The sequence below is a fragment of the Burkholderia sp. b14 genome (assembly GCF_900156195.1).
GTDB lineage: Bacteria > Pseudomonadota > Gammaproteobacteria > Burkholderiales > Burkholderiaceae > Mycetohabitans.
Window position 1 is genome coordinate 457,528 of the sequence record NZ_FTPJ01000003.1, and the last position, 17,973, is coordinate 475,500.

Here is a 17,973-nt window from a genome sequence, read left to right on the forward strand (position 1 = left end):
GTCACTGGCCCCTGATATACTTGTCGACGGCCTTGTTGTGATCGCCGAGATTGTCGGAAAAATGACTGCTGCCGTCGCCGCGCGCGACGAAATACAACGCGCTGCTGGCAGCCGGGTGCAGCGCGGCTTCCAGCGACGCGTTGCCGGGTAGCGCGATCGGCGTGGGCGGAAGCCCGCCGCGCATATAGGTATTGTACGGGGTGTCAGTCTGCAAGTCCTGCTTGCGCAACCGGCCAGCGTACGATGTGCCAAGCCCGTAGATTACAGTCGGATCGGTTTGCAATGGCATCGACAGACGTAATCGGTTGACAAGTACCGCAGCCACCAGCGGCCGGTCTTGCGCGCGGCCGGTCTCCTTCTCGACAATCGAGGCCATTTTCAGCGCATCGTAGGGCGTCGCATAGGGCAGCCCCAGCGCGCGGCCCTCCCATGCCTGCTGCACCCGCAGATGCATCAACTGGTATGCACGGCGGTAAATGTCTAGGTCGCTGGTGTTCTTGTCGAACAGGTACGTATCTGGGAAGAACAGGCCCTCGGGTTCCTGCGCAGGCGCGCCTCGCAGCGCCGGCATGCGGCGTGCGGGCGGCGATGCCGGCGACGTGCCCGCCGCGCGTGGGTCGGTGGGTGCAATGTCGGCCAGAATCGCGCGCATCAATTGCGCGTCGCTGAGCGCGGCGGAATCATGGCGCAACGCCGGGTGCGCGTTGATCTCGTCGCGCATGCGGCGAAACGTCCAACCCTCGATGATCGTAACGACGTATTGGTTGACGTCGCCGCGCGCCACCTTCTGCAACACGCCGTATGGCGTGACCCCGGTCGAGAACGCGTAATTGCCGGATTTCAATTGCGAGGACAGGCCCAGCACGCGGGCCATTAGCACGAACAAGCGCGGCTCGACCGGCACGCCGCCGCGGCGCAATTGGACGGCGACGCTGCGCAGGCTGCTGCGCGGCTTGATCGTGACATCAAGTGGCGAAGGCGTGATCTGAAGGGGCGTGCGAGCCCAATACCAAACGGCGCCACACGCCGCGACGACGGCGACTGTCGCGACCGCCGCCGTGGCGAACAGCACTTTCTTGAACAGGGACATGCGAAACAGGGTTGAGCAAGACTCAATATAATACAGTTGCTAAATTTGGCGGTCTCCCGCCACAGTAGGCGAATCCAGCCGTTATACCTGTACCTTTGGCGCGTTTACGATGAGCGTGTAAGTCATTGATTTGTATACAGCAGATTTTTGCCTATGGCACAGGGTTTCAGCATAATCCGAGGCAGTAGCGAGTGTAGCTCAATGGTAGAGCAGGAAGCCTCCAAGCTTACGGCCGGAAAGTGCGCTGGAAGCGTCAAGGTAGCGGGAAGAGCGGCGGTGTCCGCGTCGTCGGTCTGTCGCAAACTTAGTTTGCTACGGTACTCGGCGTTTCCGTGCGCACCCTTCAGGAGTGGGAACAGGGGCATCGCAAGCCAATCGACTTGGGGTTATATCGGTTCCTCAGGAATGGCTTTCACGGATCGCGCCGACTTGATATGGTCGTGTGCAATTTATACATCACGGCTGGTGCTTGCCGCAATCCGCTGTCTCCGGTCTCACCGCGCACACGTAACCTTGAAGCGCACGAGCCTGTCTATCTCTCGCTGGTCGTCGGCCGCGACGGCGAAAACACACTGCACCGGAATTGGATCATGGCCCGCAAACCCTTGTCCTACTTAGGGCGGCTTTAGCGTTGCGGAACAAAATTCGGATATCAGCAGGGCTTTCCAATCAGTGCTTCAGCAGGAATGTGCAGCCCGTGATGCAAGCGCCTAATCATGTTCAGGCTAAGGTTGCGAGTACGGTTTAGCACTTCATACACTCGACTTGTACTACCAAAGTAGGGTTGCATGTCAGCCACCGACAAATTGCCTTGTTCCATGCGAAATTTGATCGCCTCAATCGGATCCGGTAATTCCAGTGGAAAGTGCTTGGCCTCGTAGTTCTCGACCAAGGCCGATAAAATTTCCAACTGGTCGCCTTCCGGGGTGTTGGGCGCAGGATCAGCATCCACCAGCGCGGCAATAGCTTTCAGTGCTTCACTGTAATCCTGCTCAGTGTGAATCGGACGAATTTCCATTTTGTTACTCCAGTTCCACCGTTAAGGCATCGATTTTGTCGTATTCGGCGTGAGTACCGACAAATTTGATGTAAACCACGCCTAGGCGGTAGGCGACGGCCACAATCAGACGATAAGCGTTTCCTTTGATGTTGAACACAACCCGGTTACGCCCAACGAAGCTGACTGACGCGTAACGTTCCTTAATATCTTGCGGCGATGTCCATATGGCGCTACGGGCCTCTTCATGCCATGCCAACAATGCTTGCTTGGCAGCCGGGTGTTTTTCACAGAAAGCAGCCAAATTTTTCTTCGCAACGATACGCATGAAGTCATCATAGTCCCATTTTGGGACTCCTGCAAGCCCTGGGTAAAGGCCATTCTTGTGTCATGATGTTACACCTATTGGTGGAAGAACGACGATAGATTTTATTTATTATGCGAGTTTGTTTACTAAAGCAAATAGCGGGCGAAGCTTGTCTATCTCTCGCTGGTCGTCGGCCGCACCAGCGAAAACGCATTGCGCAACTCGCCAGCTAGCCAGCGGATCCGGTGTGCATTGCCTCAAAATGGGGTTACTGAATTGATCCTCTCCTCGGTTTAGAGTTCGAGTTAGATGCTAGACCGAAGGTCAGATCATCCAATATTGTCGGCACAAAAAATCCTTGACATACTGAATTATTGTATGCACAATAAATGTCATGGAAATCTCATTCGACCTCGCTAAAGACGCAAAGAACATTGAGAAGCACGGCGGTGTGTCTCTCGCCGACGCAAAGGCATTCGAGTGGGATAGCGCTGTGATATGGCCTGACCAACGGAAAGCCTACGGTGAAAACCGGATGATTGGTTTAGGCTACATTGGTAAGCGCCTGTTCAATGTAGTGTTTGTTGACCGCGATGGAATTCGCCGCATCATCAGTCTGCGGAAAGCCAACCTCAGAGAGGTGAAACGTTATGCCCAAGCTTAAACCCGGAACAATTTTCCCCACCCCAGAGGAAGATGCAGCCATCACCGCTGCGGCTATATCTGACCCCGATGCGGTGCCACTGACCGACGACGAGTGGAAAGCTGCACGGCCATCTGCTCGCATCGGCCGCCCGAAGGCGGAAGTCACGAAAGAGCGCATTACTATTCGTTTGTCGCGTGATGTAGTGACACAATTCCGCGCAACCGGCGAAGGTTGGCAGACGCGCATTGATGCAGCTCTGCGACAGTTCATCTCGGAGCATCCGTTGTCTCGATAGTGCTGTTCACTGACAACCGATAGTCCCGGGCCGCACCGTACATACGTAGCGCTGTAGCGCACGAAGCTTGTCTATTTCGCGCTGGTCGTCGGCGGCGACGGCGAAAACGCGCTCTGCAACCGCTGCGTCGAGGTCTGCGTAGGCGGTGGCTCCATCGCCCACCCTGGCGGTGCCGGCAGTTCCGGACAGATCATCGCCACGGGTTGAACAGTTTGCGACGGCGACACGCAGCCGCTCAGCACCAACGGCAAGAGCAGCACGGTAACGGCGGCTGTCGGTTTCATGGGCTTGGCGTTCCTTTGTCAGTTGTGCATTGAGCGCTTCGATTTTTTCCGTTGCGATTTTGCGGTTCTGCAATGCTTTGCGTTCAGCAGCCAGAGCGGCATCGGAAATGGCTTTCAGGTCGAGGGCGTGCCGCTCGCGAACAGCTGCGGCTCGGGCATGCGCCTGCGCAAGCTGGACGCGGAAGTAAAAATTGACCGCTGCGCCGCAGAGCATTGCAGCGACGGCAAGGAGTGCCCAGAATAGCTTCATGTGCATGATCCAAATCACGAGTAAAATAAATAATTCGCTGATAGCTTAAAGAGGCAGGCCCTATGGAGAGGAAATCAATCGGACGCTTCAGCGCGGAGCAAATCGAGCAGGCTCGGCGTCGTTATGCGCAAATGCCTAAACGTCCAATCGTTGACATGACCGAAGCGATGAAGACACCCGAAGACCGCCGGAAAGTCCAGGAGTCCATCGATCACGTAATGAAGGTTCACGCCCATGCCTTAAAAATCCTCAAGGATCGCTGACCCGTGCTAAGCGCCGAATATGTGATTGCGGTCCACGACAAGATCCTGCATGTCGAGGGGGGACTACCCGGATTCTCTGGCGGTGGCCCCGGCGCAGTCGATGCTGTACTGGCTCGTGTCGAAAATCGTATCTACTACGAAGGCATGGATGACCCATTTGCGATTGCGGCTATGTATGCAATCGCCATTGCGCGCGGTCACGTATTTAATGACGGTAACAAGCGTACCGCTCTCAGTTGCGCAGTTGCATTCCTCGACTATAACGGCTATTCGATCCCCACAGTTTCTGAACAGGCGGATGCCGATCTGGCCGAAATTATGGTCGGCGTTGCCGAAGGCACGATTGACCACGAGCAAATGAGCGGATACCTCCTCGCCCTCTACTTCGGTTTCCTCTAGCCTAAGTCAATTTCACCAACCGGGAAACCGCTGTGCTGCACGAGTTTGCCAAAAACTCAAGATCGTCTTGACAGCACCCGATGCCGCGCTCAAAACGCTGTATATTTAAGCACAGTGTACGGCAAACCATGTCTATTAGAAGCAACGAGGTGGCGGTTGACGCTGGGGTTACTGTGTATCTGAGCCTTTACCTTGTCCGGCCGGCATTCGCCCGACGAATTTTTGGACGACCGCCTCAAGCGCGTTTTGACCCAGGATGCCAAACAGCGACGCGGTGCCCACTAGCCCTGTCGGGGATAAGTCGGGGAATGCCGTCAAGACTGCCCCAGCACTCATCGACAGTCCCGCACCAACAATGGCACGGCCAACCACCAGTCGCGGCCTGACCCGCTCGCCATCGGCAAGCAGCTTGCCCAGCCCGAGTATTGCGCCGATGACGGCCAACGCCAGTACATTCTTTTCGTGTTCATCGAGTTGCATCAACTTGCTCCGGTGCGCATCATGGTCGCAAGACGGCATGCGCGAGCGCCGACTTGTGTGGCCCACTTTGATGCGAGCATGCCGTTGGCCGCCTTCGCATAATCACCGCGCTGCATTGCAGCCAGCGTGTCCGCAAACGTAAGCAGCTTGCCGCCCAGGTTGAAGGCCATATTGATGAGCACGCGCTGGCGTACCGCATCGAGACTTCGCCACCAAGGCAGGTGATGGTCGAGCCATGTCACCGAGTGCATCACATCGTTTTCCAGCAGCAAGTCGCATTCGCTCTCAGCAATCCCGACATCAGTCAGATTGCGGCCAACGCCAATCGTGGTTTTGCCGACCGTATCCAGGTAAGGCTTCAAACGCCGCCCTTCGTCGCGGCTCAATTCCGACAGAAGCGTCGGCATGTCGAATGTTTCTCTCATGTGCGTTCCAGTTCAAGGCAGTAAACAAAAAAGCCGCACGAGCGGCTGATAGTCAAAATTCTCTTGCTATTTGTATCCAATTGGATACTATGCTTGCATAAATACCATCACCGCTACCGAAGAATTCAGCGCATGGGTTGACGGTCTCACAGACTTGACGGCGCGTGCCGCGATCTACCTGCGGATCAGGCGAGCGGAGCAAGGAAACTTCGGTGAGTACAAGGTGTTGGACGACGGCGTATCAGAAATGAAGATCAACGTCGGGCAGGGTTACCGAGTCTACTTTGCGCGTGAAGGGCGCGTAACATACTTGCTGCTTTGCGGTGGCGAAAGTCAACGCAAAAGGCCGATATCAAACGCGCGAAAGCCATGTGGAAAGCGATCAAGGACCAGACATGAGCAAAATCAAGATTTCACGTTTTGATGTGTCGGAACACCTGGACAGCGAGGAGATGATCGCGGCCTATCTCAATGCCGCTATCGCGGAAGGCGATCCTGATCTACTCACGGCGGCAATTTCAGATATTGCGAAAGCTCGCGGTATTGCGAAGATCGCAGAGACAGCAGGACTAGGCCGTGAGAGCATATACAAAACACTGTCACCAGGATCAAAGCCGCGTTACGAGACAATCGTCAAGCTACTGCATGCGCTTGGTGTAAGGCTCGCGGTTGAGCCTGAAAAGGCGAGCGCGTGAGGTTTGCGCATTAGATAGCCGGGAGCCGACCGTCCCCGGTATCGTTTTGTCCATAGTCTACGGATCGGATTGGCTTCGATGGTCGCGCAGCTCATATCCTTCTCCATTGGCCTTAAGACAAGCACCTTCCACACGACGATGGCGTCGGTGCCAATGTGCTTTGTCTTGCGCCTAGGATTCCGCTGGGGTGATGGTGGAAATCGGAGACCTTTTCTTGCTGCGGCTCATCCCCTCCGCCAGTCCAGTGCGTTCGGCATAGGCCCTTTGAACAAGCCCTAACATGCCGCCCAGGTTGAAGGCCATGTTGATGAGCACGCGCTGGCGTACCGCATCGAGACTTCGCCACCACGGCAGGTGGCGATCGAGCCATACTACCGAACGCATCACGTCGTTTTCCAGCAGCAAGTCGCATTCACTCTCAGCGATCCCGACATCAGTCAGATTGCGGCCAACGCCAATCGTGGTTTTGCCCACCGTATCCAGGTAAGGCTTTAAACGCCGCCCTTCGTCGCGGCTCAGTTCTGCCAGCAGTGTTGGTATGTCGAGCGTATCGGCCATGTGTGTTCTTCTTAGAAAAGTGAACGAACGAACCCGGCGCAGGGCCGGGTTCGGATGAATTCACTTTGCTTGGGAGGTAAGCCAGCGGTAGATCGTGTGCTATCCTCAGACGGAGAATAACTTCGTGATTGGAGTGGCTACGGTATGAATAGGGAAGGACTCGGAGACTTGATTGCGAGCAAGCTTAGGAATCGACTGATTGCATCCCGTCAACAGTGGGCAGCAACAGCACCAATCAACTATTTCTATATCGATGACGTTCTGCCTGTTGACATGGCAATGCAAATCCGGGAAGCATTCCCAAGTTCATCGACAATGATGCTCCGCAAGAGCCTCAGAGAGCTTAAGTACGTTTCCTCTCAAATGAACGAGCATGCGTCTATTCTCGAAGAAATTACGTTTGCTTTTCAACAGCCCGAGGTCGTTGCGACCGTAGCCGAGATAACCGGCTTGCCCATGCTGCAACCTGACGAATATTTGTATGCCGGTGGTATTTCGATGATGGGGTATGGTCATTTTCTGAACCCACATCTCGACAACTCCCATGACAAAGATAGAAAGTGTTATCGCACGCTAAATCTCCTTTACTACGTCTCACCAGATTGGAAGTTGGAAAACGGTGGTAATCTTGAACTGTGGCCAGATGGCACAAAGGCAAAACCCACGACAATTGTAAGCAAATTCAATCGTCTGGCTGTCATGGTGACAAATCAGCGTTCTTGGCATTCGGTATCAAAAAACCTTTGTGATCAACCTCGCTGCTGCATTTCGAATTACTATTTCTCCCCTCGTCCAGTTGGAGACGTGGAATATTTTCATCCGACATCTTTTCGTGGGCGACCGAACGAGCCTATTCGTGACATGGTACTGAAAGCTGATGCCACAGCCAGAAAACTAATTCGAGCTATTATTCCAAAAGGCGTGATCAAAACAAAGCATCTTTATCGAAAAGATTAGTTTGACGATGTAGTTTGGGTTGAGCGCATTTGTACAATTTCAGCGCTCAACTCTTGAACTGCCTTAACCAAATATGCGACGATTGGCAGCAAGTTGGGTGACATCATTACGTCGTCTTCTGGCGTACCATTGACAAGCGTTGGGTCGATGCTCCAAAGCTGCTGTGCGAGAAATCCAATTTTATGACGGAATGAACTATCTAAAAATCCGTTATTCTTATAATTAAAACTGAAAAGCTTAATCTTTTTTATTATATCCATCGCTTTTGCGTCGCTAGGGGAAATATTTTTCTTCAAACGCTCATCAGATGGGTGGAGTGTGATCCCATAGGCTCGATCGTCAACGGTAATGGCTACAAATCCATTGCCAACCGTCCACTGGGGTTTGATACGACCATCAGGAGAAAAAAACTTTGTCGATAGTGCACCGTTCACGGAATCGATGTCTCGCGTATAAGCCATCGCACCTTGGAAATGCCCATCAACGTATACATCGATGCGGTCACGCTGATTCCAAATCTGATTGATTACGTTTTGGGAATCACTGAGTACGTAACCATAGCTACCGTTATTGACACGCACGGGTGCACGAGCATTGAAACGGTCGTTGACATACTCAACGCTGGCATAGTTTGATACCACCCACTGCTGCGTTGCATAGTTGGCAAGCTGGCTGTCGAAGACAAAATTTCCTTTATCTTCGTTGTCTACCGTGGCCTTAAGTCTACCTTGGCTAGACCAGCCAATTTTGACAACATTCTGCTCTTGGTCGATGCCTGTACCTTGTTGAACAGGCGTATATCCGAGAGCCGGTTGTTTGTCGGTCATGGCTTGCGCGACACGCAGCGGCGTCATAATCGTGCTGTTGTCGGTTCCAGCGACGGCTTGCTCTCGTGACGCAACCGCCGAAACAACTATGGCCCATTTCGTCGCGTCGCTCGGCTTAGCCGTGTTGTTATCCACGAGCGACTCGTACACGTCCCAGGGGTCCGTCTCGCTTGCCCGATACCGCACACGCGCGCGGCGGGCATAGGGATAAGCTATGCCACCGTTGTCCTCCGCCGTGATCCACTCTGGCGTACCAAAAACCTGATACTGCTGCACCGCCTCAGTGATGTCGTGCAAGATAGCATTATGCTTGTTGCGCTCAATCGGCTTAGCTAGTGGATCAATTGCTTGGTCGCGTTGGTAGTCATAGCCGTAGCCCTGCTCATAACTGACATCGCCAGTAGTCTGGATCTCGTCCGGCACCGTCTCACGGTCGCCTGCCACAGCAAACGGTTTGACAAAAAATTTTTGTTGCATGTCTTACTCCGGAAAAGTTCCGTGTTCAAAATTCTTGTTGTACTCACCGAAGCCAAACGAAGGCCGGTTGACAACAATCCGGCGCACGCCGACGCCTGCTGGGCGCGGCAGCAAATCATAGGTGTCGAGCACGAAGGTCAGCCCAGGATTGGGCTGAAATGTAAAAACATAAACGACATAAGTCATGTCATTCGGGTCAAGCACATAGACTTGTCCTTGGTCACCCAGCAGCATCTTCATAAACTGGTTGATTTCGGGGATCGTGCCACGTGAGACGAGCTGGAAATAGCGCAGCCGCAGCACAGTACGCTTCTGCTCGACAGTGAGCCCCACTGTCGAGGAAGACTTGCAGCCAAAACCACCATGCCCGAAATTTCGGTTGGATCCACCGAATCCCAAAACGGGCGTGCCTGGCTTGGTCGGGTCTACAGTGACAGCAAGCGGTACACCGAGAATTTCCGCCCAGACCGACAGCCCAAAGTCGTTTGCCGTGCGCAAGTCAAAGACATCGCGAATCCAGTTCTCCCAAAACGCGGTGTGATTCTGTTCATACCATGCCTGCTTGCACTCCAGCAGCCCGCGCAGATTGTCCGCGTCGTTGTACTGCCAGAGCAACGCTTGTAGCAAATCGACGGAAAAATCGAATGCCTGGATTCTCATTGACTTACCACCAGCGAATTGCATGCACAAAGGTCGATGCCGCGATCAGGAATGCGATGAACCAGATAGACCAATAGCGGGATGGTTTCAGTTCGTCCGAGATCATTTTCAGCGCTCTCAAGAATGTCGTATACTTCTTCACAAGCTCTCCTCGTTGCCTTTTCCAACGGGTGGATGCAAGAAAGCCCCGACCGCTGCTAACGGTTCGGGGCTTTCGCCTTTCTCAATGCTGCTCGGTGTGACTACACAACGATGACCTGGATGCCTGACGGCGCAATCGTTGCCTGCTCAAAAATTCCCAGCGAGATCTCAGTCGTCACGTAATCGATTGGCGACAGGCGGGAGACTTCGAGCCGCTGCACGTAGAGGCCCGGTACATAGCGATTGACGGCTGCGGCCAGTTCAAACGGTGACACGCTGGTGCCAACCGTAAAACCCGTCTCACCTTCAACGCGTTTTTCCGAGTAGGCAAGAATGGCGTCACGCACGGCAACTTGTGGGTCGGCGACCGACGAGGCGGCGCGTACCGTGACGCGCGCGAGAAAGTCGCGCCGTATCGGACGATCGAACCGAACGCGATATGATTGGCCCGAAGCCGGGTCAACTGCATTGACTTGCACCGTACCATTCCAGCCTGCGCCAGCGCTTTTGTTCTTCAACAGCGCTTGTGCAATATCGGCGTCTGTCCCGCCATCGATGCACACCCAAATCGAGTGTGGCTTCATGACTACGCCATCGATGACTTGCGCAGTGCTCTCGGTGTTCTCGCGAAATTGCAGGCTTTGCACCCCTTCCGTTGCGTAGAGCGCGGAGGTGATTGCTTCACAGAGGGATACGCCTTGCAGCGCAAGCGTCTGTTTTCGCAGGCTGCGCAGACTGGCATCGGATTGCCGGCCTTGTCCAAGCTTTGCATTTCTGGGGTTATGGACAGTTTCCCATCCCAGGACGCTATCGACAATGTGCCGCAACGTGCCGGCGGGCGCGGTAATAGGGCCGTACTCCACGGAGCGAAAGCCAACCGTTGCCTTTCCATCCCGCGCCAGCACAACCGTTTCCGTTGTCTCGAACAGGTCGCCCGCCTCGGTGCGTGCACGCAACCCTTGGCGGATCACTGTATTCGGGATGCCGGTCACCTCGACATCGGCGATCGTCGAACGCTTGGCTTTCGCGCGTTCAAGCCCAGTCAACGCACATATCGCATCTAGAAATACGCCGCCCGCCTCGTTCGGGTTGATCTGGTTGGCGAGTGCCGCATTGTTACGAATCACGCTGTTGCGGCCCAGCGCATCAGCCGTAATAAGCACGCCCTGAGGCGTTTCATCTGCCACCGACAGATCGTCGCCCAATACGCCACGCCATTCATTGCGCACCGTATCGAGCACCACCGCTGTGTCGGGCACAATTACGCCGGCATGAGTCAAATAGTCGTAGGGTTCAGCCATGGTTCTTTAGCTTAGCCACGCCAAAAACAGTTTGAATAGTCGCGCTGTAGCACAGCGCACCGTCCTCGATTGCCACGTCGAAGGCGATGACATCGACCACGCCGCCTACTGCGCGCAGCGTCTGGCGCGCGTAGGCTTCGAACTGCACCAGGTTTGTGTTGTGCCACACTAGATCTCGCGTGGGCATCCCGCGGTCCAGCGCGAGCACCATTTCACCCAGTTGGGCTTGCATCGCGTGCTGGCAGTCCTGCTTGACCGCCTCGATATCGCGCGCGATAGCAAGGTTTCCGTCAGCGTTGATGAACAGGTCATTGCATTGATTCGTTGCAAGACTCTTCAAACCGGACCTCCACTGGTGTCGCTGCCGCGTTGAACGCCGTCATGCCGGTGTGTTTCGGCCGGTGTTTCGCCGAAAGTCACGCCGCCGCGTCCGGTCACGCGCCCGTCGGCTGTAAGATTACCCGTGCAGTGCACATTCGCCGCATCAAGTTCGACCATTGGCGCAGTCAGCTTGAGTTTGTCCGACCAGAGTGCAACGCGTACCAAGCCATCCGCGCTTTGCAGGACAGCATTCGCTTTGTCTTCATCGGCCAGCGTGTAGCCGCGCATCACATCAGGGATGAACAGGCCGTCGGCGAACGAATGCAGTCGCTGTGTATTAGGCCCAACCTCACCACCCGATTGCAGATACAACGAAATATCACGGTCGCTGGCCTTGATCCAGCCAGCGTCGCCGGGTTTGAGCGGAAACGACATCACAAAGCCGCCGCCGCCCAGTGCGAGCACGGGCACACGGGCCAATGGTGGCCGGGATAACGTCCGGTTTTCGGTGGTCAGCATCATGATCTGCGGTTGCACTGTTGCGACATTGCATTTGCGGTCATAGCCGACAATCTTTGCAGGCAGCATGTCATCGACGCCCTGCATCAGCTTCTTGAACACTTCGCGCAGCGTGCCCGCTAGTCCCCCTGTGTTCGCGGGATCATGACTCGGGATGGCGTAGTCACTCATCAGCGGATACCTGCACGTTTGGCCTGCGCGATCCAGTAGAACGGAGTGTCACGGTTAGCTAGCTCGAAGTTCAGCTTAAAGATGACGTAATGGCCGCTCGCAGCCGGGTTCAACTTGCTGTCGATAGTCAATGCGCCGCCCAGGCGGGTCGTGGTATCGAACAAATACTTGACCTTGATGCCCTGCTCAGTGATTTCAGGAATGCCGACCATGCCTGTGGCTTCGCTTAACACACGCACCTCGCCGCTCAACGCGACGTTGTGGTTTTTCACGATCAGCGTGTGGTCATCAACATAGGCGTTCACGCCGCCGGCTTCGCCAAGCCGGTCCACCTGTTTCAGTGCGCCTCCGGCAAATGCGTAGTTAGCAATGTTTTTGTCTGTGGCCTCAAAGCGCAGTGTCAGTCCAAGATCACTTGCTACCTGCTTTGCGATGGTGGACAGTGGAGCGGCACCAGTCTGACTGCGCGCAAGGATGTTGCCTTTCTGAAATTGCCCGGTCGATAACTTGAACGTTAGCGTGATGTCCGGCGGTTGAGATGGGATGCAACTGGAAATGTCACCGACAAATACGCGCGCTGCTCCAGTGGAACGTCGGCCTGCATCCAGCACAATGCGCTTGGGCGTGCGATTCAGGTTGAACGGACTGGTTTCCGTCAATAGGTATTCGCGATCCGCTTTGGATAAATTCGAAACACGAATCTCGGCTTCATTTTGCAGTGCATTTGCGAACTTGGAGCCGGTTGCACTAATTGCGAGATCTTCATATGTTTTCAGTTCGCCGTTCATTTCGATGCCCAGGCGCACAATGCGTGGATCGAGTTCATTCATTGGCTTCACAGGCGAACCTGCGCAAGCTCGGCACCGCTGAGGTACACAAGTTGATGCGTGCTGTTGAACTTTGTGTAGTCGGGGTATTCCTCGTCCTCCGTCAAAAACACGAAGTTTCCGACGCCGTCTTCCATATACTGAAAAGGCAACAGTGGCGTACTGGCCGCACACCGCAATCCTTGCACAAGCATCTCGCCGTCACGGGCAATCGTCGCAGCTATCACCCCAGATGTGGCCTGGACCGTGATTTCATAGCGGCGTGAATCGAGCCGAATCGACAGCGATTGATTAGGGATCGCATCGAGTGGAATTTGAATCATGGCGATTGCATCAAACAAAGATTGCTTCAAACGAAGATATCGTGAAGCGTGGACGCTTTTCTTTTTGCGGGCTTGCCAGATTGCTCGCCACGCTGCACGGTGGATGCGTGTGTCTTGTCCTTGACTTTCCGGACGGACAGTTTTTCGTATCGTGTCGTGACGACCAGCACTTCCTTAAGCTTCAGCGTGAGCATGAGGGTACCGAGGGCATCAGGCTCTTCATCATGCGGCATTTCTGCGATCAGCATATTGGCGTAGCTGCCCGCCTTCGTCTGCACCGTCAGGGGTTCACCCTTCTGGAACATCTCGCGGATTTGCCGATAAGTGTCCCGATATGTTGCCCCGGCCAGCATCATCTTCAACTCGATCTCAACCGGCAGGATGATCCGGTGGTCGGTCATCGTTGCGCCCGATTCAATGGGATGTTCCATTACCTTGGACGCTTCCTTGACCGTCGCCTTTATCGGCCGCGCGTCGCCAAAAAGCTGCTGAAAGCCTGCATCGAACACGCCGACGACATCGACGGCGGCGGTCGGAATGAATCCGGCGATCACGCTGCCACTCCGTCATCAAAATGGTTCAATGTCGTACTTAATTCTTGTCCCAAACTACGGCTGAGGGCCTGATTGACCTCATCGCAGTCCGTGGCTTGGGTATGGATCGTGATGGGTCCCGTCTGCACATTCATGCTCTTGCTTACACTGCGGTTTGCGTGCGTGATACTGGCTGAGGTCTGTGCCGCCAGCGGCGTTGAGGTGACGGCCAGCGCCTGTTTGCCGGCGATGACGCCAGCACGATCCGCGGCCGCTACGCCCTTGGATACTGCTCCACCTTGCAATGGTGCGGCGTCCCCAAGACCGAGAAAAGATTTCACCTGCCCCAGCGCACTACTAATGATCTTCAAGCCGCGTGAGGCGGCGCCGATGACGGTTTCGATCGCTGCGGCGATCCCGTTCCACGTGGCTTTGACGGTGTGGCCGACCTGGTTAAATACATCGCCGATAAAGTTCATGACCGGCTTAAGGGCAGGTATTTTGCTCAACAGCTTGTCGAACGCGGCACGCACGTTCGTCGAGAAGCGCTCGAATGCTTTTTCAGGGTCGTCAATTAGATCGGTAATGAAGATCAGTCCAGCCTTCACCAGATCAAACAGGAAAGAAAACACATCCGCAACCCCATGCACGATTTCGCCAATAATTGGCCAGCGTTTCGCCATCTCGCCGATCAGCGAGCCATTGCCATCGAGAAACGCCATCACGTCTTCGTAGGCCAGCGCGAACAGCGCACCGACCGCTGTAATGGCCGCGCCGATCAGCAGATAGGGCGCGACCAGCGCGAATGTCGCGGTGGCGGCGCTCAAGACGGCAGGCAGGTACAGCGACGTCAGTACCAGCGCCAGTCCGACTAAGGATCCTTTTACTAGGCCGCTATGGTCTGCCAGGTAGGCCGTGAGCGCTTCGAACTTTCTCAGCAACCACGTCAGGGCGGGCAGCACTGTGGTCGAGAGGCTCGTGAACATGTACTGGAATACCTGCCCGAGATCACTTAAGGCGATCTTGACCTTGCCGAGTTGCTCGGTGTATTGCTTTGCCGCTTCAGCATCGGTCTTGTTGACAACGCCAAACTCTTTGTGCCGCTTGATTTGTTCTTCGAGCGCTTGCCGCCCTTTCTGCAACAGAGCGATGGTGGCGCCGTCCAGCCCCATCTTTTTGCCTAATTCGGCGGATTCCGTTTTGTTTAAGCGCTCAAACGATTGGGCGACTTCCAGCAGCAGCTGAGGTGTAGTCTTGGCGTTGCCGTTCAGATCACGAAACTGCACGCCGAGCCGTTGCAGCAAGGGGCCAATGTCACCTTTGCCAGTTTTGACCAGTTCAGTAACCTTTTCACTCAGGCTAGTGAGCGTTTTGCTAAATGCCTCGCCACTGCCGCCGCAACGCTTGGCCGCTTCGCTCCATGCGTGCAGCGTATCGACCTCGACGCGCAGTGCGTCGGCGCTCTTCCCGAGCGCGTCGGTGTCGGCCGCTGCGCGCGCCACGCCGGATACCATCGCGCCCACCGACAAAGCACCAGCAATCGCACCGGTGGCCGCCCCGATTAGCGACTTGAACGACTTGCCAAGTTGGGTGGCCGCCATATCCGCACCTTTGATCTTTTTCTCAAGCTGCTCGGTCGCCTTTTCAGCCTCTTGCGCCCCTTGCTTGACCTCCTTCGCGTCCGAATCGAACAGAATGTAGAACGTTTCAAGAATGCTCATTTCGATGTCCGTTTGGCGTGCTCGGCAGCAAGCCATTCGTTGTAGCGAGGGATCGCAATGCTCTCCCAGAGAATGAAAGCATCCTCCAGCGTGTAGACCGTCCTCAATTCCTGGAGCGTGGCACGTCCTTCAGAAAGGATCGCTCCAACAAGTGCGTCAACGTTTTGGAAATCCACGCTGTTGCCTTGCCCTCGACATTGCCTAAGAAAGTCGAGACCTTTCCGCTTGAGAAAAAAGACGTGTTGTAGTCCATCATGTGAAACTCGATTTTCATCAACGTCTCGTAGTCCGGCACATGGTTGTCAACCAGCGCGGCGGTCGATAATCGCAATTCGCCATTGTCAAGGGGCACCGCCACGAAGCCCATGATTTTTAACATGAGCGCTTCGTTGGTCTTGTAGTCGCCGAGTTTTGGCACCGCACTGATCGGGTACTGCGAAACGATCTCGCGGCCTGCGACGGCGGGAAATTTCGACAGGATGTAGGGGTGATCCTCACCCGCCATCGTTTTGATCAAGATTTCCTTGGGTTCAAGTAATACGCTCATGATGTTCCCGTCCGGTTTTCAAAAGCAAAGATGTACGGTTTGCTCTTCATCCGCCCTGCGCTGGCTACACTGTTGGCAGGCATGCCGTCAGTGATCACCCCTTTGGTCAGCGTGAGTATGCGGGCGTCCGGGTAGATTGCTGCCATTGTAATTTCGTCTTTTGCGCTTTGCTTACCACGTCCGACCCGGTTTGCTTCAAGCAAGATAGACATGTTCTTGTCGTCGTCACTCCCTGGAATTAGGTTCAACGTCACTGTAATCGGATTGGCTTTGGACCAAACAATCAAATCGCCATTGAGACCCATCGCCTTGTCGTTTACCTGAATACTCGGAATGTCGAACGGATCGCCATCGTCGGCGAACTGCGTGACCGTAAAACCGGCGGGAAACGTTTTAGATGCACATACCTGCACCACAAGGCCGAAGCCTGAGATGTTTTCCATCGTTACTCCTGGTCTGGATCAAATCAAGACGTGGCTTCCGTCCACTTTTCGGATGGCATCGTCTTTGCTGTAGATGAGGGTGTAGACGGCCTTGTATTCGGTGCGTCCGTCTGGCGTCACAATGGATTGGATTACGCAGTCAAGCCAGTAACCGATGGTCTGGACCTGCCGCCACGCGTCGGCTTCACCCGTCATATTGGTGATGTACAGCTGCTGCGTATTGTTCAGATCCTTACTGACGCTGATTGTGCCGTTGAGCAGCGCCTGATTGATCACGCTTTGCAGCGTCGCGATCAGTTGGCCCCGTCCCTGCACGTTGGCCGATACCTTCGCCAGCGACATCAGCAGTTCCATGATGGCGCTGCCGGCCGCATCTTGGAGCCATTGCTCGTTCGCGTAGACATTCATGTCTGTCGGCGCGGTGGCGCCACCCATCAGCACGCCGCGCTGATAGAAGTCGAGCACTTGACCAGCCGTTTGCGTGCGGCCGTAGTAGTTCACACGCAATGCATCCAACCGGTCCGATTCGGGCGTCGTCGTCACACTGGGCGTGAGCGCCGCTTGCTGAAACATGTAATTTTGAACCGAGTTACGGCGGCTGTAATCGGTGGAAGCCAGGATCATCATCGGAAGTTGCTCCGGATATTCTCCGGATGTGCCGGCCAGCGTCAAACCGGTCCCTGCGTAACCTTTGAGTGCTTCATAGTAGGCTGCCGCATCGGCAGATAGGACGCGCGTGTGGAACTGGTACATCACATTCTGCGCCGCGTTCCATTTTGCCGCCTCCTCGGTCTCGGCTGCCGACAAGGCCCGCAGAAATGTGAACGAGCCAAAATTGTTCGATAGCTCAGTCGAAGCGGCCAGCACATCGCTAACTGTTTCGGCGACTGCTCCATCGGCGTAGACAGCGCGATCATCCCAACCCAGCATAGTATGGATTGTGCCGGACAGGACAGCGACTTTTACATTGGCACACGTACTGGTGGTTGTGAAATGGAAGCTATTTTTCCGCGCGTCAAACGAGACAATTGCACCCTCCCAAAGGGGGCCCGCACCTGCGGCACGAATGGCTGCTTGTAAAACCGATGCCACGTCGGCAAAGCTAAGGGCTTCCGCGAACGACAACGGCGATACGGAATGAATATCTGTGCCAAGCTGTATTGTCAACTCGCCAGCCGTCACAGCTTGGAATCGAGACAATGGCGCAGTCACTGCCGCCCCAAAGATCGTCGGCGCGATGGCGGCATCGACCCAGCGCGCGAAGCTGATTTTCTGCGCGCGCGTAATGTTCTTTGAGATCCAGCCGAAATAAAAAGATGCGCGGGCGTATTCCTCCGAGGCCGTGCCAAAATAGCGCCCGACATCATCGGGGTTATCGAACTCGACTACCGTTTTCGGCGGCAGCAGCATATTTGTCGTAAAGAAACGCCCGATTAGATCGCGCCGACGCACACCGGCCGCTGCGCCGACGCCCGATGTCACGTCAACGTACTTGGGAAATCGAATTGCCATCAAT

27 protein-coding genes are annotated in these 17,973 nt (G+C 55.0%); 7 read left to right on the forward strand and 20 right to left on the reverse strand.

Going from position 1 to position 17,973, the window contains the following annotated elements:
- Position 1 precedes the first annotated feature (1 nt).
- The 3 genes from mltG to B0B13_RS06690 form a co-directional block, all read right to left on the reverse strand.
- Entirely contained in the window at positions 2–1,090 is a 1,089-nt protein-coding gene (gene mltG / locus B0B13_RS06675; protein WP_076784851.1) for an endolytic transglycosylase MltG, read from the reverse strand.
- A gap of 652 nt (positions 1,091–1,742) precedes the next feature.
- Positions 1,743–2,108 carry a helix-turn-helix domain-containing protein gene (locus B0B13_RS06685; RefSeq protein WP_076795169.1) on the reverse strand — a complete coding sequence of 122 codons (366 nt, stop codon included), beginning with the start codon at positions 2,106–2,108 and terminating at the stop codon, positions 1,743–1,745.
- 4 nt (positions 2,109–2,112) lie between these two features.
- The gene (locus B0B13_RS06690) at positions 2,113–2,415 is read right to left on the reverse strand and encodes a type II toxin-antitoxin system HigB family toxin (protein WP_076795172.1); all 303 of its coding nucleotides are present in this window, start codon (positions 2,413–2,415) and stop codon (positions 2,113–2,115) included.
- Positions 2,416–2,788: 373 nt separating this feature from the next.
- Here B0B13_RS06690 and B0B13_RS06695 point away from each other — a divergent pair, with 373 nt between their 5' ends.
- Complete coding sequence (locus tag B0B13_RS06695; RefSeq protein WP_076795174.1) at positions 2,789–3,058, forward strand: BrnT family toxin; 270 nt, start codon at positions 2,789–2,791, stop codon at positions 3,056–3,058.
- On the forward strand, positions 3,045–3,335 hold the full coding sequence (locus B0B13_RS06700) for a BrnA antitoxin family protein (protein WP_076795177.1): 291 nt from the start codon (positions 3,045–3,047) through the stop codon (positions 3,333–3,335). Before B0B13_RS06695 ends, B0B13_RS06700 begins: the two co-directional genes overlap by 14 nt.
- Before the next feature lie 6 nt (positions 3,336–3,341).
- On the opposite strand, the gene B0B13_RS06705 is transcribed toward B0B13_RS06700, so the two are convergent.
- Positions 3,342–3,869 carry a lysis system spanin subunit gene (locus tag B0B13_RS06705; protein WP_235090429.1) on the reverse strand — a complete coding sequence of 176 codons (528 nt, stop codon included), beginning with the start codon at positions 3,867–3,869 and terminating at the stop codon, positions 3,342–3,344.
- Positions 3,870–3,931: 62 nt separating this feature from the next.
- Here B0B13_RS06705 and B0B13_RS06710 point away from each other — a divergent pair, with 62 nt between their 5' ends.
- Together B0B13_RS06710 and B0B13_RS06715 are read left to right on the forward strand one after the other, a co-directional pair.
- Positions 3,932–4,132 (forward strand): hypothetical protein, encoded by a 201-nt coding sequence (locus B0B13_RS06710; RefSeq protein ID WP_076795182.1) that lies wholly within the window; start codon positions 3,932–3,934, stop codon positions 4,130–4,132.
- A 3-nt stretch (positions 4,133–4,135) separates the two neighbouring features.
- Positions 4,136–4,531, forward strand: coding sequence for a type II toxin-antitoxin system death-on-curing family toxin (locus tag B0B13_RS06715; protein ID WP_076795185.1), 396 nt, complete (start codon positions 4,136–4,138; stop codon positions 4,529–4,531).
- A 168-nt stretch (positions 4,532–4,699) separates the two neighbouring features.
- On the opposite strand, the gene B0B13_RS06720 is transcribed toward B0B13_RS06715, so the two are convergent.
- A complete protein-coding gene (locus B0B13_RS06720) occupies positions 4,700–5,011 on the reverse strand; it encodes a phage holin family protein (RefSeq protein ID WP_076795188.1) in 312 nt (103 codons plus the stop codon).
- A complete protein-coding gene (locus B0B13_RS06725) occupies positions 5,011–5,436 on the reverse strand; it encodes a glycoside hydrolase family protein (protein WP_076795191.1) in 426 nt (141 codons plus the stop codon). Before B0B13_RS06725 ends, B0B13_RS06720 begins: the two co-directional genes overlap by 1 nt.
- 154 nt (positions 5,437–5,590) lie before the next feature.
- Between B0B13_RS06725 and B0B13_RS06730 the strand changes: the two genes are divergently transcribed.
- Together B0B13_RS06730 and B0B13_RS06735 are read left to right on the forward strand one after the other, a co-directional pair.
- Positions 5,591–5,860, forward strand: a complete 270-nt coding sequence (locus tag B0B13_RS06730) for a type II toxin-antitoxin system RelE/ParE family toxin (RefSeq protein ID WP_237573827.1) — start codon at positions 5,591–5,593, stop codon at positions 5,858–5,860.
- Positions 5,832–6,131: an addiction module antidote protein gene (locus B0B13_RS06735; RefSeq protein ID WP_076795194.1), complete on the forward strand. Its 300-nt coding sequence runs from the start codon at positions 5,832–5,834 to the stop codon at positions 6,129–6,131. The genes B0B13_RS06730 and B0B13_RS06735 overlap by 29 nt, the downstream gene beginning before the upstream one ends.
- 171 nt (positions 6,132–6,302) lie before the next feature.
- Here B0B13_RS06735 and B0B13_RS06740 read toward each other — a convergent pair whose 3' ends face one another.
- Positions 6,303–6,689: a glycoside hydrolase family protein gene (locus tag B0B13_RS06740; protein ID WP_076795196.1), complete on the reverse strand. Its 387-nt coding sequence runs from the start codon at positions 6,687–6,689 to the stop codon at positions 6,303–6,305.
- Positions 6,690–6,833: 144 nt separating this feature from the next.
- On the opposite strand from B0B13_RS06740, the gene B0B13_RS06745 reads away from it, so the two are divergent.
- Positions 6,834–7,646 carry a 2OG-Fe(II) oxygenase gene (locus tag B0B13_RS06745; protein ID WP_076795199.1) on the forward strand — a complete coding sequence of 271 codons (813 nt, stop codon included), beginning with the start codon at positions 6,834–6,836 and terminating at the stop codon, positions 7,644–7,646.
- On the opposite strand, the gene B0B13_RS06750 is transcribed toward B0B13_RS06745, so the two are convergent.
- The 13 genes from B0B13_RS06750 to B0B13_RS06805 all read right to left on the reverse strand — a co-directional run bounded on the left by B0B13_RS06750 (position 7,643) and on the right by B0B13_RS06805 (position 17,969).
- Positions 7,643–8,950 (reverse strand): tail fiber domain-containing protein, encoded by a 1,308-nt coding sequence (locus B0B13_RS06750; RefSeq protein WP_076795202.1) that lies wholly within the window; start codon positions 8,948–8,950, stop codon positions 7,643–7,645. The two genes, B0B13_RS06745 and B0B13_RS06750, sit on opposite strands and share 4 nt — an antisense overlap.
- A gap of 3 nt (positions 8,951–8,953) precedes the next feature.
- A complete protein-coding gene (locus B0B13_RS06755; protein WP_237573826.1) occupies positions 8,954–9,634 on the reverse strand; it encodes a DUF2612 domain-containing protein in 681 nt (226 codons plus the stop codon).
- Positions 9,615–9,752 (reverse strand): hypothetical protein, encoded by a 138-nt coding sequence (locus B0B13_RS18340; RefSeq protein WP_170872393.1) that lies wholly within the window; start codon positions 9,750–9,752, stop codon positions 9,615–9,617. Before B0B13_RS18340 ends, B0B13_RS06755 begins: the two co-directional genes overlap by 20 nt.
- A gap of 100 nt (positions 9,753–9,852) precedes the next feature.
- On the reverse strand, positions 9,853–11,052 hold the full coding sequence (locus B0B13_RS06760; protein ID WP_076795207.1) for a baseplate J/gp47 family protein: 1,200 nt from the start codon (positions 11,050–11,052) through the stop codon (positions 9,853–9,855).
- The gene (locus tag B0B13_RS06765; RefSeq protein ID WP_076795210.1) at positions 11,045–11,392 is read right to left on the reverse strand and encodes a contractile injection system sheath initiator; all 348 of its coding nucleotides are present in this window, start codon (positions 11,390–11,392) and stop codon (positions 11,045–11,047) included. Before B0B13_RS06765 ends, B0B13_RS06760 begins: the two co-directional genes overlap by 8 nt.
- Positions 11,389–12,063: a Gp138 family membrane-puncturing spike protein gene (locus B0B13_RS06770; protein WP_076795213.1), complete on the reverse strand. Its 675-nt coding sequence runs from the start codon at positions 12,061–12,063 to the stop codon at positions 11,389–11,391. The genes B0B13_RS06765 and B0B13_RS06770 overlap by 4 nt, the downstream gene beginning before the upstream one ends.
- Positions 12,063–12,893: a baseplate hub protein gene (locus tag B0B13_RS06775; RefSeq protein WP_076795216.1), complete on the reverse strand. Its 831-nt coding sequence runs from the start codon at positions 12,891–12,893 to the stop codon at positions 12,063–12,065. The genes B0B13_RS06770 and B0B13_RS06775 overlap by 1 nt, the downstream gene beginning before the upstream one ends.
- 5 nt (positions 12,894–12,898) lie before the next feature.
- Complete coding sequence (locus tag B0B13_RS06780) at positions 12,899–13,231, reverse strand: phage baseplate plug family protein (protein WP_170872394.1); 333 nt, start codon at positions 13,229–13,231, stop codon at positions 12,899–12,901.
- A gap of 8 nt (positions 13,232–13,239) precedes the next feature.
- A complete protein-coding gene (locus tag B0B13_RS06785) occupies positions 13,240–13,767 on the reverse strand; it encodes a phage baseplate protein (protein ID WP_083703669.1) in 528 nt (175 codons plus the stop codon).
- Positions 13,764–15,260, reverse strand: coding sequence for a phage tail tape measure protein (locus tag B0B13_RS06790; RefSeq protein ID WP_212667355.1), 1,497 nt, complete (start codon positions 15,258–15,260; stop codon positions 13,764–13,766). The genes B0B13_RS06785 and B0B13_RS06790 overlap by 4 nt, the downstream gene beginning before the upstream one ends.
- Positions 15,261–15,570: 310 nt before the next feature.
- The gene (locus B0B13_RS06795; RefSeq protein WP_076795221.1) at positions 15,571–16,014 is read right to left on the reverse strand and encodes a hypothetical protein; all 444 of its coding nucleotides are present in this window, start codon (positions 16,012–16,014) and stop codon (positions 15,571–15,573) included.
- Entirely contained in the window at positions 16,011–16,457 is a 447-nt protein-coding gene (locus B0B13_RS06800; RefSeq protein WP_076795224.1) for a phage tail fiber protein, read from the reverse strand. Before B0B13_RS06800 ends, B0B13_RS06795 begins: the two co-directional genes overlap by 4 nt.
- An 18-nt stretch (positions 16,458–16,475) precedes the next feature.
- The gene (locus B0B13_RS06805) at positions 16,476–17,969 is read right to left on the reverse strand and encodes a DUF3383 domain-containing protein (protein WP_076795227.1); all 1,494 of its coding nucleotides are present in this window, start codon (positions 17,967–17,969) and stop codon (positions 16,476–16,478) included.
- Positions 17,970–17,973: the final 4 nt, after the last annotated feature.

What these genes read in the sequence shown, in the direction of transcription:
- B0B13_RS06690 (WP_076795172.1), bottom strand. Translation starts at nt 2,415, where the DNA reads ATGCGTATCGTTGCGAAGAAAAATTTGGCTGCTTTCTGTGAAAAACAC.
- B0B13_RS06695 (WP_076795174.1), top strand. Translation starts at nt 2,789, where the DNA reads ATGGAAATCTCATTCGACCTCGCTAAAGACGCAAAGAACATTGAGAAG.
- mltG (WP_076784851.1), bottom strand. Translation starts at nt 1,090, where the DNA reads ATGTCCCTGTTCAAGAAAGTGCTGTTCGCCACGGCGGCGGTCGCGACA.
- B0B13_RS06775 (WP_076795216.1), bottom strand. Translation starts at nt 12,893, where the DNA reads ATGAATGAACTCGATCCACGCATTGTGCGCCTGGGCATCGAAATGAAC.
- B0B13_RS06755 (WP_237573826.1), bottom strand. Translation starts at nt 9,634, where the DNA reads ATGCAATTCGCTGGTGGTAAGTCAATGAGAATCCAGGCATTCGATTTT.
- B0B13_RS06705 (WP_235090429.1), bottom strand. Translation starts at nt 3,869, where the DNA reads ATGAAGCTATTCTGGGCACTCCTTGCCGTCGCTGCAATGCTCTGCGGC.
- B0B13_RS06735 (WP_076795194.1), top strand. Translation starts at nt 5,832, where the DNA reads ATGAGCAAAATCAAGATTTCACGTTTTGATGTGTCGGAACACCTGGAC.
- B0B13_RS06790 (WP_212667355.1), bottom strand. Translation starts at nt 15,260, where the DNA reads ATGGTATCCGGCGTGGCGCGCGCAGCGGCCGACACCGACGCGCTCGGG.
- B0B13_RS06805 (WP_076795227.1), bottom strand. Translation starts at nt 17,969, where the DNA reads ATGGCAATTCGATTTCCCAAGTACGTTGACGTGACATCGGGCGTCGGC.
- B0B13_RS06720 (WP_076795188.1), bottom strand. Translation starts at nt 5,011, where the DNA reads ATGCAACTCGATGAACACGAAAAGAATGTACTGGCGTTGGCCGTCATC.
- B0B13_RS06800 (WP_076795224.1), bottom strand. Translation starts at nt 16,457, where the DNA reads ATGGAAAACATCTCAGGCTTCGGCCTTGTGGTGCAGGTATGTGCATCT.
- B0B13_RS06710 (WP_076795182.1), top strand. Translation starts at nt 3,932, where the DNA reads ATGGAGAGGAAATCAATCGGACGCTTCAGCGCGGAGCAAATCGAGCAG.
- B0B13_RS06725 (WP_076795191.1), bottom strand. Translation starts at nt 5,436, where the DNA reads ATGAGAGAAACATTCGACATGCCGACGCTTCTGTCGGAATTGAGCCGC.
- B0B13_RS06760 (WP_076795207.1), bottom strand. Translation starts at nt 11,052, where the DNA reads ATGGCTGAACCCTACGACTATTTGACTCATGCCGGCGTAATTGTGCCC.
- B0B13_RS06795 (WP_076795221.1), bottom strand. Translation starts at nt 16,014, where the DNA reads ATGAGCGTATTACTTGAACCCAAGGAAATCTTGATCAAAACGATGGCG.
- B0B13_RS06700 (WP_076795177.1), top strand. Translation starts at nt 3,045, where the DNA reads ATGCCCAAGCTTAAACCCGGAACAATTTTCCCCACCCCAGAGGAAGAT.
- B0B13_RS06770 (WP_076795213.1), bottom strand. Translation starts at nt 12,063, where the DNA reads ATGAGTGACTACGCCATCCCGAGTCATGATCCCGCGAACACAGGGGGA.
- B0B13_RS06750 (WP_076795202.1), bottom strand. Translation starts at nt 8,950, where the DNA reads ATGCAACAAAAATTTTTTGTCAAACCGTTTGCTGTGGCAGGCGACCGT.
- B0B13_RS06745 (WP_076795199.1), top strand. Translation starts at nt 6,834, where the DNA reads ATGAATAGGGAAGGACTCGGAGACTTGATTGCGAGCAAGCTTAGGAAT.
- B0B13_RS06740 (WP_076795196.1), bottom strand. Translation starts at nt 6,689, where the DNA reads ATGGCCGATACGCTCGACATACCAACACTGCTGGCAGAACTGAGCCGC.
- B0B13_RS06685 (WP_076795169.1), bottom strand. Translation starts at nt 2,108, where the DNA reads ATGGAAATTCGTCCGATTCACACTGAGCAGGATTACAGTGAAGCACTG.